This window comes from Halovulum dunhuangense, assembly GCF_013093415.1.
In the GTDB taxonomy this organism is placed as follows: Bacteria; Pseudomonadota; Alphaproteobacteria; order Rhodobacterales; family Rhodobacteraceae; genus Halovulum; species Halovulum dunhuangense.
This window is the reverse complement of the sequence record NZ_JABFBC010000010.1, coordinates 1-12,440: the sequence shown is the minus strand read 5'-3', so window position 1 is coordinate 12,440 and position 12,440 is coordinate 1. Positions and strand designations below refer to the sequence as shown.

The 12,440-nt window shown below is 61.9% G+C and carries 12 protein-coding genes and 1 pseudogene; 8 read left to right on the top strand and 5 right to left on the bottom strand.

Annotation, left to right across the window (positions count from 1 at the left end):
* The 4 genes and pseudogenes from HMH01_RS17540 to HMH01_RS18030 all read right to left on the bottom strand — a co-directional run.
* Positions 1-1,257, bottom strand: a 1,257-nt coding sequence (locus tag HMH01_RS17540; RefSeq protein WP_171327099.1) for a recombinase family protein, incomplete at its 3' end; no start/stop codon positions are given.
* Positions 1,254-2,072, bottom strand: a complete 819-nt coding sequence (locus HMH01_RS17895) for an HK97 family phage prohead protease (protein ID WP_343035403.1) — start codon at positions 2,070-2,072, stop codon at positions 1,254-1,256. The genes HMH01_RS17895 and HMH01_RS17540, both read right to left, overlap by 4 nt.
* Before the next feature lie 40 nt (positions 2,073-2,112).
* Positions 2,113-2,277, bottom strand: a pseudogene (locus HMH01_RS18035) (phage portal protein); the annotation flags it as partial.
* A gap of 122 nt (positions 2,278-2,399) precedes the next feature.
* On the bottom strand, positions 2,400-2,534 hold the full coding sequence (locus HMH01_RS18030) for a hypothetical protein (RefSeq protein WP_343035402.1): 135 nt from the start codon (positions 2,532-2,534) through the stop codon (positions 2,400-2,402).
* A gap of 128 nt (positions 2,535-2,662) precedes the next feature.
* Between HMH01_RS18030 and HMH01_RS17525 the strand changes: the two genes are divergently transcribed.
* The 3 genes from HMH01_RS17525 (at position 2,663) to HMH01_RS17515 (ending at position 4,825) form a co-directional block, all read left to right on the top strand.
* Positions 2,663-3,409 (top strand): tyrosine-type recombinase/integrase, encoded by a 747-nt coding sequence (locus HMH01_RS17525; RefSeq protein ID WP_343035401.1) that lies wholly within the window; start codon positions 2,663-2,665, stop codon positions 3,407-3,409.
* A 76-nt stretch (positions 3,410-3,485) separates the two neighbouring features.
* The gene (locus HMH01_RS17520) at positions 3,486-4,274 is read left to right on the top strand and encodes a phage minor head protein (protein ID WP_343035405.1); all 789 of its coding nucleotides are present in this window, start codon (positions 3,486-3,488) and stop codon (positions 4,272-4,274) included.
* A gap of 59 nt (positions 4,275-4,333) precedes the next feature.
* A complete protein-coding gene (locus HMH01_RS17515; RefSeq protein ID WP_171327097.1) occupies positions 4,334-4,825 on the top strand; it encodes a hypothetical protein in 492 nt (163 codons plus the stop codon).
* 289 nt (positions 4,826-5,114) lie between these two features.
* Here HMH01_RS17515 and HMH01_RS17510 read toward each other — a convergent pair whose 3' ends face one another.
* Positions 5,115-8,975, bottom strand: a complete 3,861-nt coding sequence (locus HMH01_RS17510; RefSeq protein ID WP_171327096.1) for a S24 family peptidase — start codon at positions 8,973-8,975, stop codon at positions 5,115-5,117.
* 162 nt (positions 8,976-9,137) lie between these two features.
* Between HMH01_RS17510 and HMH01_RS17505 the strand changes: the two genes are divergently transcribed.
* The 5 genes from HMH01_RS17505 to HMH01_RS17485 all read left to right on the top strand — a co-directional run bounded on the left by HMH01_RS17505 (position 9,138) and on the right by HMH01_RS17485 (position 12,396).
* Positions 9,138-9,464: a helix-turn-helix domain-containing protein gene (locus HMH01_RS17505; protein WP_130992038.1), complete on the top strand. Its 327-nt coding sequence runs from the start codon at positions 9,138-9,140 to the stop codon at positions 9,462-9,464.
* 10 nt (positions 9,465-9,474) lie between these two features.
* A complete protein-coding gene (locus tag HMH01_RS17500) occupies positions 9,475-10,197 on the top strand; it encodes an ImmA/IrrE family metallo-endopeptidase (protein ID WP_171327095.1) in 723 nt (240 codons plus the stop codon).
* A 107-nt stretch (positions 10,198-10,304) separates the two neighbouring features.
* Positions 10,305-10,682 carry a hypothetical protein gene (locus HMH01_RS17495; protein ID WP_216366918.1) on the top strand — a complete coding sequence of 126 codons (378 nt, stop codon included), beginning with the start codon at positions 10,305-10,307 and terminating at the stop codon, positions 10,680-10,682.
* 110 nt (positions 10,683-10,792) lie between these two features.
* Positions 10,793-11,386 carry an integrase core domain-containing protein gene (locus HMH01_RS18070; RefSeq protein ID WP_171327100.1) on the top strand — a complete coding sequence of 198 codons (594 nt, stop codon included), beginning with the start codon at positions 10,793-10,795 and terminating at the stop codon, positions 11,384-11,386.
* Complete coding sequence (locus tag HMH01_RS17485; protein ID WP_281365990.1) at positions 11,311-12,396, top strand: LacI family DNA-binding transcriptional regulator; 1,086 nt, start codon at positions 11,311-11,313, stop codon at positions 12,394-12,396. Before HMH01_RS18070 ends, HMH01_RS17485 begins: the two co-directional genes overlap by 76 nt.
* Positions 12,397-12,440: the final 44 nt, after the last annotated feature.

Here is a 12,440-nt window from a genome sequence, read left to right as displayed (position 1 = left end):
CTTTAGCGAAGACGCCGCACACGAAAGGGTCGCGGCGTTTTTGTTTTGGGCGAAGGCAAGCAATCCCAACAGCTTGCCCTCCAGCTCAGCCGTGTGCCCGACCGTCTCGTCGTGCCGGATGACGATGCGGTCGATCAGTTCGCCGAGGATCTCCGAGGCCCGATGGACCACTTCCGGGTCGGACAGCGTCTCCGCCAGCGCATCCACCTGCGAACGATAGAGCGCCGCAAGATCCTCCGGGATGTCGAAAGCAGGCGCGTCGAGCGCGGACAGCTTTGCTTCCAGCGCTTCCTTCTTCTCCTCAGCCGATCTCAGCATCTCGTAGACGCTCCTGGTGGCCATGTCGTCCCGAATGGCACGAATGGCGCCGTCGATCGCCTTCTGCTCCTGTGCGATCGCCTTGCGAAGCGAGGCCTGTTCGGTGTCGCGTTCTTTCCGTGCTTCGGCGATACGCTCGAGAAACTGGCACCGGAACCGCGCGACGGCTTCCGGGGTCATCAGGTCGTCCCTGAGCCCCGACAGGACCTGTGGTTGCAGCCTGTCGACCCGCAGCCCCGGCATCCCGGGGCAGACGGAGGGACCCTTTTCCTTGGCATTGGCACAGTAATAGGCTCGGCTCTTGCTGGAGCCGGCCACTGTCATTTTGCCCCCGCATTGTCCGCACCGAACGAGCCCGGAGAGCAGGTATCGCTTGCGCCGGAGCGCCGAGGGCGCAGCCCTTTCCAGGCTGCGACGCTGCCCGCTCTGGCGTGCCTTCACTGCCTGCCACAGATCCTCGTCTATGATCCGAAGGTGTGGGACCTCAACCCGGATGATCTCCGCTTCGTTGCGGTTGCGCGACGCGCGCTGGTCTGTCTCCGGGTTCTTGCGGTACTGCAGCCTGTTCCAGACGCGCATGCCGGCATAGAGTTCGTTGTTCAGGATGCCCGTATCGCGCCTGGCGTTGCCGTAGATCGTATTGACCTTCCATTCCCGTCCCCTCGGGGAGGGGACGCCTTCCGCGTTCAGTTGATGGGCGATGGCCCGAGGGCTGTGGCCCTCACTGAACTCCCGGAAGATCCTGCGAACGACTTCGGCCTGGTCTTCATCAGGCTCGAGCTCACCCGTGCGGCGCAGCCCGGTCGTCGGATCAATGGGAATACGGTATCCGTAGCTCAACCCCCCGGCGGACCGGCCATCCGTGATGCGTCCCTGAAGGCCCCGGTGGGTCATCTGGGCGATACGCTTGAGCTGCAAAGCGTCCATCGTGCCCTTCATGCCGATGTGCAGTTCCTCGATGCGCCCAGCGCCTTGCCCGAGGGCGCGGCCTGGTACGCGTCGCGCAGCACGCGGCCGACGGTGTCACCGAGGATGATCGGGAAATCCGAGGTGGTGTGCAGCGTGCGGGTCACGAGGCTCGCGGGCGACAGCGCCATGGTGGACTCGCCGCGAAGGGTCAGCAGTTCCTTCGCCATGTCCACGGGCGTGGAATAGGCGTAGCGCCGGGCGGGCTCGGAAAGCTCATGCCGCGGGTTGATCCGGGCGTAGAGCGCCTCGCCCATCTGCCTGGCGCGGTGCGCGGGGTCGTCCTGGCTCTCGCCCATCTCCACGCGAACCTGTTCGGTACGGATCGTGGGCGCGGAGCGCTGCGCCAGCGCCTCGAACGCCGCGCGGCGGGCGGTGTCAGGATCGGCGCCTCCGTCGATCTGGCCGTCGATCCAGGACTGGTCCAGCCCGGCGATGCGGGCGATGGAGCGGATCTCGGCATTCGCTTCAGAGCGGGACTCGGTGGTGGACGCCTCGGCCGGGGCCGGGGTGGTCGTGGTGTCGGTCATCTTTGTCTCCATGCGAATATGGGCGCCGGGGTCGGCGGGCGTCGGCACCAGGGAAATCTCGTGGGGCGTCCAGCGCACGGCGGTCAGCACGCGCGCGCCATTCTCTGTGATCTCGGCCCAGTCCTCGACGGAGTAGCCGACCGAGACATGCCGCAGGATTCCCGACAGCACGTCCTGCCAGACCGGCTCCACCTCCGGCCGGGGCGAGAACTGGATCACCGCCGTGCCGCGCTTTCCGTCCACGGCGGCGCTGCGCACGGAGCGGCTTGAACAGATGCAGGCAATCGGCGGCGGGAACGCGGAGCGGGTCCATGCGGAGAGACCCCAGCGGGTCGCCCGGGCGGGAGGACAAGACCCGGAAGGCGACCCGGCGACCGGCGGCATCGAACTCGATGCCCGCACGAATCCGCGCCCCGCCGCCAATCTCGCGGTGAAGGTCCATGGGAACCTGCTCGCGATCCAGAAGCTCGAGGTGGAGGGGAATGGTGCTGGCGTCGCTGGCGACACGCAGTCGTCCGAGACCGCCACCGGCACCATCGCCGGGCGCACCACCATGCTGCCTCGCTGATAGTAGCCGAGCCCTGCCTACATCAGCGCGCCCTCGGCCATGTCGACGGCCCGGTGCAGGAAGCCCGCAAAGATGCGGATCACCGGGCGGCCGTCTCCTTCGTCATCGTCGGCATCCTGGCCGTCTGGAATACGAGCGCGCGAGGTTCGCACCCGCTCCACCCGTTCCGCGCGCCAGCCGTTCCACGCTCCGCGGCTACAGCGACTATGTTCGGCTACACATCACGGTTCCCGAGGTCGGAATCGGGGACAAGCTGATCGTCCAGCTGACCCGCCGCCATGTGAACGAATTCCGCGACCGACTGCTGCTGAACGGCCGATCCGAGCATCTGACCCGCCGCGCGCTCTCGGTGCTGAAGCTGCTGCTCGACCACGCCATCGACAACGGCCAGCTTTTCACCAACGCGGCGCAGGGCGTCCGGGTGATCAAGTCGAGCCGGATCGACTACAAGGCGCCGGTGCCGTCCAAGGAGACGATCCGCGCGCTGATCGAGACGGCCGAGGAGGACTTCAAACCCCACCTGATCGTCTCGGCCCTGACTGGCCTGCGCGCCTCGGAACTGCGTGGCCTGCGCTGGCAGGACGTGGATTTCGAGAAGGGATTCATCTACGTGCGCCAGCGCGCAGACGCCTACAACCAGATGGGCGAGCCGAAATCGCGCGCGGGCTATCGCGATATCCCGGCCGGGCCGATGGTGCTGAACGCCCTGCGCCGCTGGAAACTGCGCTGCCCGAAGAGCGACCTCGGGCTGGTGTTCCCCGCGCCGCGCGGTGGCGTCCTCCAGCACACCAATACGCAATCCCTGTTCCGCAAGCTGCGGGAGGAGGTCGGCGTGAAGCTGCGCTGGCACGACCTGCGTCATTTCGCGGTGTCGCTCTGGATCGAGCAGGGCTTCTCGATCAAGGAGGTGATGACCTTCGCGGGCCATTCCTCGATCCAGATGACAATGGAGCGCTACGGCCACCTGTTCCCGTCGCCCGACCACCAGAACGCCATGGCCGAGGTCGAGGCCAAGCTGCTGGGGTGATCGGCACCGAGCGGTCGGTTAACGCGATCTTCAATCAAATTGTCGATGATCGTGCGGCCGACCGCAGAGGCCCTCCATCAAGACCATCACCTATACCGAGGCCTATCGTATGGCCTTCGTTGAATACCTTCGCCGGGGAACGCCGATCCGCCTGTCGCTGAAACAGGTCGGGATCACGGATCAGTATGTCTGGCGCACTCGACGCGACGAGCGCGTGCGGAGGTCGCACCGGATGAACGACGGCCGCGTGTTCTCGTGGGCCGATCCGCCTGCCACCGGGCATCCTGGCGAGGACTACAACTGCCGTTGCGAGGCCGTCCGGTTCGTGGCTGGCGAGACCGAGTTCGGATTTCACGAGTTCACCACGAGCCTTGACTCGAGCTATACTTGTTGGGCCAACCGCGATTTCGTGCGCCACTACTATAATGGCGGCGGGCGCGCTGTGACCCTGCTGGAGATCGGACACCTGCGAGAGATTGCCGAGCAGTACGCCTATGGCGATGGGGCCGAGGGCGCGTTCCGCCGCCTTGCCGACCAGGTCGCGGATGAAGCGCGCGCGTCGGGCGCGGGGTCGCTCAGCTACGACTTCGGCGCTCCGTACGATTTTGGTGATGTCGCATTCTCCCATGGCGACGGCGTGGTTCGCGGAGTCTTCGTCGGTCGCGTCGACGACCGCGGCGCGATGCTCCGGATCACCGGCGAGACCACCTTCGAGTTCCGCGACAGCTTCGAGGACCCTCTTGACATCGGCATTGAGGCCGGTGGCACACCGTATGCGATCACCGGCGACTGGACAGCGCGCTTCTCCGCCGAGGTGGTGAAGGACGCCGGGAGGAGCGAGTACGGCAGGGTGGGTCGGCGGTGACGTCTCGGTCGCGATCTGTAGCGGGCAGGCTTGCCCGATACACGCTGCTCGGTCTGGCCTTGCTGGTCCTCCTCTGGGCATTGGTCGCCGGTGCGCGGTGGGCGATGAGTTTCCAGGAATCCGTGACCCTGCCGAGTGGGATGCAGTTGAGCCGGGAGTTCGACTGGGACCGCTACGGCCGCTGGGATCTGTTCGCTACGAACGGCCGGACCCGTCTGGCGCGCGATGTGGAGTTCCTCTGCTTCAACGACCGGTACGTTTTCGTGCAGTCGTACGACCGCGCGTTCACCGGACTGTACGAGGCCGAGACCGACAGCAGGGTGCCGGTGGACTATGCGCGAGCCATGGCCGTCAGCGGCCTGAGCAAACCCGGCGAGGGCTGCGACGGATACTATACGGGAAGGGTCGGTCCCGGCCTTTTGCTCGACGCCGGGCGCCCACCCTTCGTGCCACCTTGTGCATGGCGAAACGTCGACAACGAGGCATTGCGCGACCGGGCGTGGTTCGAGCGCCCCTGTGCGCCGGGCCCGTGGCCTCCGGAGCGGCAATGACCGCTCTGGATATCGGATTCCCGTTCCTTCCCAATGACTTGCGTCTGCTCCGTGCGACATGTGGATGACGTTTGGAGCCTGAAAATCGCCTACGGCGCTGATTTTTCGAAGCTATTTCGGTCCCCTTGGGTTGCCTCATAACCTGAAGGCCGCAGGTTCAAATCCTGCCCCCGCAACCAAATTACCCAGCGATATCAAATGCTTAAACGCCTCCCTCCGGGGCGGCGTTTGCGCTTCCACCACCCGTGGAAGCACAGTGGAAGCAAGAGGGGACGTGATTCCGCGTATCTCAAGGCTCTTCAAACAGCACGCCTGCTACTGCCAGAAGATCCGTGAGTTTCGGATAGCCGCTCCCGCTCAGCGACAGCAACTCGGACGAAGTCGATCCATCTGAGTTGGCGCTCTCCAAAATAATCAGATCGTCGCGTCGCCGCAGCCTCTTGAAGTACTTGGCGCCGTTTTCGTCTATTGCGATCACAAGGCGCCCCTCTGAACCCCTCAGCGTCCCTTCGCTGATCGTCATCATACGCGTGATGACGTATTGGCCATCGAGTGCGATCGGCTCCATACTTCGCCCTGCGACCTTCAGGAGCCGGGATCCGTCGAGTGCTGTTCTGGCTAGAGCAACGTTATCCAGTGGGCTGACTTCGCCCGCAGCGCTGACCGCTGGCGCGCGCGACGACATGAAAAGCGTTCCAATGATCTTCCGCATGGGGAGTTTGTCGATAGGGGCGATGACCGGCTCAGGGAGAGAATACGGGTTCGTAGCTTGCCCTGTTAGGACCGCCATCCCAGGTTGTTCATCGGAGAGATTAAGCCGACGCGCGACAAGCCGATCCCCGTAGACCGCCACAACGAGGTTCCGAGCGTTGGGTGCGCCGTAGTTCTTTACCAGAACGATGTCCCCGATCGTCGCGACTGGCTCGAGTGTTGAGGCTTCGACGCGATAGGCGTCGTGATTGTGCAACGTGAGAGGCTCGGCACATTCCCATTCTTCGATCAAAATCGTCCCGTTACCGACGATGCCGTCGCTTGTCGCGGCCGCCGCTATCCCGGTTTTCAGGAGTCCCGCTTCGGCCACCGCGGCTGACCGCGACGCCGGAAACTCGATCACCGCCTGAGGGTATGCGTACAGTCTCGGGTCGGCGCCATAGGCGTCATAATCAGCGGCTACCATAAACGCGTCTGTAAAGCTCTTCTGCAGCTTGGTGCGCCAATAACGTTCTACATCTTCGGCTTGGGCGAGACCAATCGTACCATCATTCGTGTGGTGCGTGGCATTCATGTATTTGATCGCTTTGTTTTTCTGTTCGTTCAGCAAACTCGTGAGCCTCTTGAATGCTGGACGATTGAAAGGAGCCACGTGGTCCTTCTGATAAGTCGTAAGGAGACCGACTAGCCCTCCCAATGTGTCGCCAGTAATCTCATAGGATTCTGGACGAAGCATAATCCGAAGAAGATCTTCACAATAAACCCGGACCTCGCGAACGTACTCGTAGGCCTTATCATCGGAGTCTTCGTCTTTCGCATCACTGTACCTGCGCTCGAGCCTTGTTCCATTTAGAATTTGGGTAACGCCGCTAGCACCATGCAACCTTGCGATCTGGCCCTTTTCACCATTGAGGCTGCAAGTTTCCGTTAAAATACTGAAAAACTGACGTTCATGAGTCACAAGAAAAAGTTGGATACCGTGGGGGTCGGTGGCTGGCGCATTAGCCATCCCAATAAGCTTCTCTGCCCACTTCCGCTTGTTCTTTGGGTCGAAAGTGAGTTGTGGATCATCCAAGACGACGAGAGGAAAGGAGCACCCACCTTTGTCCTCGATGACCTCGTCTCGCATGGCAAATACGAAGGCCCACAGAATTGACCGTATCCAAGACGCATTTGCAACGAGAGTAGCATCGATCTTAAAGTCGTCACTGAACCGTCCGTGGACGGCGACCTGGCGTTTATCGAGTTCAGTACTTTCGAAATCAAAACGGTCCTTGAGGCGGATCTCTTTAAGGATTTCGCTCACACGCCCGGAAAGTGATTGAATCGACCGATGTGTCTCCGCATCAACCAAGTTCTTGAGCTCTTTGAGTGGCTCGAGCGCCGCTGCGATTTCTTCTCGCATCGCTTGTACGGCATTTATTTCTTCATATTTTGCGGCTGCCTCCTTCGCATCGTTCAGGTGCTTGGCGATCCTATCCAAAGGTTCCGCTTTGTCGTTGGCCTCTTCCAGTTTCGTGAGCATGCCCTCGAGGCTGTCCACGGACCACGTTCCGGACCCATCCTGCTCGCCAACGAGCGTGAGCCAAGACGTGACAAACACGCTACGGTGCTCTGACCACCAGTCGACGAGAGCTATGATCCGCTTCACGTCATGGATGAGCCGGCGCAATTCGTTCACTGCAGCAGGTTCTGGTTCTGAAGGCGGTTCGAAGGAAACGAACTGAAAATCCGGCAAAAAGCTTGATTGTGAGGAAACCTGTCGCTCAACTGAGGTGGCAAGGCCTACAAGCACATCTGAGAAGGGCGTAGCATGGACGAACCGGTCACGAACGGCGGCCGCATAGTCAACAGCAGGGTTCATGGCTGCCAGCTGCGTGAAGTGCTCTGCAACAGGACTTGGCAATAGTGCGCGGAGTCCCTTTTCGATATCTGAACATGCATCGTCGATCACACGTTCGGCAGCTTCCGCGTCGGCCTTTAAGGCAGCGAGTTCGGCGGCAAGAGCGCGTTGATCTTCCGTGGTCAAATGCTGCGCACAGAGCGGGCATGTTTCTGCCATCTTGAGGTCTTCGGCCGGCACAAAAAAGCGGGACGCAAGTGCCTTCAATCGTAGCCTTTCGTCCGCGAGTTGTTTAGCGTTCCAGTCCAAGGCGGCGTGCAACTTTGCCTCGAAGTCTGGCAGGCTGGTAGATAAAATTCTGAAAGACTCGTCACTGTGGGCTTTTCTTAGTGCGGCCCATGCAGCGAAGAGCTGGACCCCATTGGTCTTATTTTCGACGACGTCGCGTGCAGTGTTTACCGCTCGTGACAGTCGGCGCCGGCCGTCAACTGTGGACAAGTCGATATCATCGGATATTTCTGCCTTTAGGAGGGCGAGAAGCTCCCCAGCCTTGGTCGATGCATCCTCTGAAATTTCTTGAAGCCTGTTTGGAATGTTATCATCGCCAAGCACAAGATCTTCAGGGATATCAATATTGGAGTCTTTGACCAACTCTCGGGCCTTGCCGATGTTGGCGCCAAAGTTGGTCTCTAATTGAGCGACGCCATTGTCCTTCGCATACTTGAGAAAACGTCTCCCCTTGTTGCAGAACGCTGCTGCCCCAAGCGCTATGTCTGCCAGTTGGTCGAGTCCGGTGAGCATCTTCATCGCCTCGTAGAGGCTGGCGCTCTTCGATCCGAAGCCAATGTGAGCAAGGCGGGCTGGCATGAGAAGGCCTGTCTCGAGTAGCTGCGGTGCGGTGTTCAGTCGAGGATCAATGTCGCTTACAATTTCAGCCGCGCCTTCGGCCGGCGAGACAAGAGTTCGCTCAGCGATCGCTTCGTCGCCAGAAGGGCTTCTAAAAGTGAGCCTTACCTGAACTGTCGCAGTGCGTTCCAGATCATTGGCTCTGGTCGGGTACGTAACCAGCGGCGGCCACTTGCCAACCTTCCTGCCAGCATTGTCATAAACCGGTTCCCTGGCGCCGCCGTCGGGATCCAAACCACTGTGTTCCCGCAGACGATAGCCGGTAAGGGCCCACACGATTGCACTGGCGAGGGAGGTCTTGCCCGACCCGTTGGTACCTTCGAGGCACCAGTCATCACTGGAGGTTTGAAGCACGAATGGCGGGCCTTCAAAGGTGTTCAGTCCTCCGAAATTGCGGGTCTCGAGCCGATCGAGACGCCACGGGCCAGGAGATAAACTTGCAGCTGGCTGTGAAGCGTTGGGAGCTGGATCTGAATCTGCATCCTGCCAAGCTGCGACTATGCCATCGAAAAGCGATTCAGAGCCCTCAGCGACGGCGCTTGGGTTGGCGCTCAACAGAAATCGAAAGAGCCGCCGGTGGCTAGCTTCCCCTAACGTAATCGAACCGGCACGAGCCGCGCCTGAGGCCGGCCAAGACAGTTCCGAGCCTGAGAGAAGTCGACTCGTCGCATGATCAAGCGAAATCAACATGATGGCGAGATGGCCCTCCGTAGCTCACTTGGCTGAGACTGGACACGTTCGGCTCCTGCGGGGCTCGGCACTTCGGTGTTGAAGCTCTTCAAGATTGAGCGTATCAACTCGCAAATCCGCGAACAAGCGGATTGACAGGGAGCAGCACGTGATGAACCGCATATGTCTGCTGACGGTGTGACCTTCGGCCAGGCGATTTCGAAGGCCCGCAAGGGACTCGGTCTCAGCCAGAAGGAGCTCGCAGCGCGCGTGATGAAGGAAGAGGGTGGCGGGTCGATATCCCCGCAGTACCTCAACGACATCGAGCACGATCGACGCAGCCCCAGCTCGGGGCACCTGATCCGCCAGTTCTCCGGCATCCTGAACATACCGGAGGACTACCTGTACGCACTTGCAGGCCGGCTGCCGGATGATCTGCGACCGGATGCGTCCACTCCGGACAAGGTCGTCGAGGCCTTCGCCAATTTCAGGAAGACGTTGAAGGAGTAAGGAGGTTCGCATGGTGAAGATGATCCGTGAAAACACGGGCCGCTTTGCCGAGCGACCCTTCTACGCGGCGCGGGATCTCGACAACGAATGCGAGCGGCTGATCCATGAGCTTCTGATGAAGCGCCACGGAAAGGTCCACTATCCCGTAGCAACCGACGACCTGACCGTGCTGATCGAGATGCATGATGCCGAGCTGGACAGCTACGCCGACCTGTCCGCCTACGGCGCAGATGTCGAAGGAGTGACCGAGTTCTTCCCCGACCGCGGGCCCAAGGTATCAATCTCCGAACGCATCGCGGCCTATGAACGGCGCGAAAACCGTTTCCGCACCACGCTCACCCATGAGTTCGGGCACGTGAAGTTCCACGGGCCTCTCTGGGCGCAGAAGTTCGCCAACGGCGACCTGCTCGAGCGCGGCGTGAATGCGAACAAGGCGATCTCGAAGCGCGACAACATCCTGGACGCCCCGCAGTCCGACTGGATGGAATGGCAAGCCGGTTACATCAGCGGCGCGCTGCTGATGCCGGCCACGCCAGTCCGTCGCCTCGTTTCCGACTACTGCGGCCCGCGCGAGCTGCATGGCGATATCCACGTTTCGACGGAGCATGCCGCGCGGCTGATCGAGATGGTCATGGAGCGGTTCGCGGTTTCCGAAGAGGCCGCCCGCATCAGGTTGCTGAAGTTGAACCTGATCACTTCGGCACACGGACAGACCTCGCTCTTCGGCCGCTGATCGCTAATCCGCGGAAGTGCGTATTTTTTCGATTGACTCCACTCTGGCCCGATATACGCTGATTAGCAGATCAGCCGATATATGGAATCGCCAGAAAGGAGACCCCGGTGACTGCACTGTCCGCTTTCCTTCGCAAGACGCCCGGCGAGGCGCTGCGCGAATACTTCGACCGGCCGGAGATCGGCCTGCCCACCGAGTTCGACTGGCCCGCGTCGGACGCCGACCTCTCCGGGCCGCTTCTCGGCGCCATCGAGAAGATGTCCCGCGTCCAGCGCGACCGGATCTCGAACGACGCCGAGCGCGTCCATGCCCTGTCCGACGAGCCGGGGCAGGCCGCGATCTACAGCGTGGCCGAGGATCCTGCCCTCCTCGACGGGCTCGCGAAGACGCCCCCCTCACGGGCGGCGTTTGCGTTTCCAGCACCCCAGGAAGCACCGGGGCAACAGAACGGGAATGTCACATTGCCCCCGTCCAATCCAGGCTGAGATAGGCCTTGGCCCAACCGGGTGGAGCAGAGCCGAGGCGCAGCAGGTTCACCGAAAATCAGATCATCGGCGTTCCGAAGTAGCAGGAGGCGGGCGTCTCCTTCGCCGGTCTGGGCCGCGAGCACGGCTTCAGCGATGGGACCATCTGCAATTGGAAGGCCAAGGATGGTGGCTTTGATGCCAGCGAGGCCGGGCGCCTGACCTTCGCCGATGACCGCAAGATCGACTGGCATGACATAGCCCCCCGGACAAGCCCGTCCTTGAACGGCATCACCGAGAGCTTCAAGGGCCGACTGCTGGACGGGCTCCTTCCCGAGACGCTGTCACCGTCCCTGAACCATGCCCGCGCCACGCTCGCGGCCTGGCGCAGGGACTGCAACACCGAGTGCCCCCATTCCCTCCTCGGCTGGCGGACCCTCGCCGAGTTGGCCGAAACACTCACCCCCCAACGGGGCCTGGCGCTGCGCAACCCGCACAACTCCGCGCAACGCCCCGTTGCCCAGCCCGCCCGGATCCGGCGGCCATCATCCGGTCATCCGCGATGTGACATACCCCGACCCGAATGCTATATCCTGCACAAGCGCCACGGGTCGCGTCGAGAAAGAGAAGCGAAGAGCACTGGACGGAAATGGATGAGGGCGGCAAGACCGGGGACACCGGTCGATCTAACAAGGGGCAACCGCGCACGAGGCGCGTCAAGATAAGCGAAGTCGCCAAGGCTGCGGGGGTGCATGCCTCGACCGTCTCGCGGGTGATGGACCCGCTCAAGCGCAAGATGATATCTCCGCAGGTGGTCGAGAAGGTCCTCAAGGTCGCGCGGGAGCTGGATTACACGCCGAACGAGGCCGCTGCCGGCTTGCGTCGGAGGACATCGCGGACCCTGGGGTTCATCGTGCCGGATATCAGCGATCCGATCTACCCGCGTGTGCTGCGCGGGGTCGAGGATGCGACCAAGGAGCGGGGCTACATGGTCCTGCTCGGCAATGCGGGGAATTCCTACGCGGATGCGAGCCGGATCCTGAGGCGCATGTCGGCGCGCGTGGTGGAGGGGCTGCTGATCGGCACCACCCGTCTGGAGGACCCGCTCATCCAGGATTGCCTCGACAACGAGCTGCCTACCGTCTCGGTCATGCGGCGCAGCAACTCCAACAGCATCAGCTCGGTGACGGTCGACAACCGGGAAGGCATGCGGATGATGGTGGATCTCTGTCTTGCGAGGGGCCACCGGGAGTTCTGCGTCGTGGCCGGGCCGCAGAACATCTCCACGGGGCATGACCGCCACGAGGGTTGCCTTGATGCGCTGGAGGCCAGGGGCATCTCCCTTGAGAAGTCGCATATCTACATCGCGAAGAAGTTCACGGTCGAAGAGGGGGCGCTGGCGGTTAAGCAGCTGCTGGGCGCCCAGGGGCTCCGGCCCACGGTCATCATCTGCGCCAATGATCTTCTGGCGATCGGTGCGATGAACGCCTGCAGATCGTTCGGCCTGGACTGCCCGCGCGACATCTCGATTACCGGGTTCAACGATATCGAGTTTGCCAAGTACCTCAGCCCGCCGCTGACCACGGTCACGACGGACGCCTATGCGATCGGCTTCAAGTCGGCGACGCTTCTGCTCGATCTTCTGGAATCGGGCGGCCGACAGGTCACGAATATCCGGATCACGCCGCAATTGCGCGAACGCGCCTCGCTTCGGGCCATCGATCACCCAGCCTGAGCGCGTTTGGCCCGCCGTTTTGTCAGGCGATGATGTTTCTGGGG

What these genes read in the sequence shown, in the direction of transcription:
- HMH01_RS17510 (WP_171327096.1), bottom strand. Translation starts at nt 8,975, where the DNA reads ATGTTGATTTCGCTTGATCATGCGACGAGTCGACTTCTCTCAGGCTCG.
- HMH01_RS17505 (WP_130992038.1), top strand. Translation starts at nt 9,138, where the DNA reads ATGTCTGCTGACGGTGTGACCTTCGGCCAGGCGATTTCGAAGGCCCGC.
- HMH01_RS17500 (WP_171327095.1), top strand. Translation starts at nt 9,475, where the DNA reads ATGGTGAAGATGATCCGTGAAAACACGGGCCGCTTTGCCGAGCGACCC.
- HMH01_RS17485 (WP_281365990.1), top strand. Translation starts at nt 11,311, where the DNA reads ATGGATGAGGGCGGCAAGACCGGGGACACCGGTCGATCTAACAAGGGG.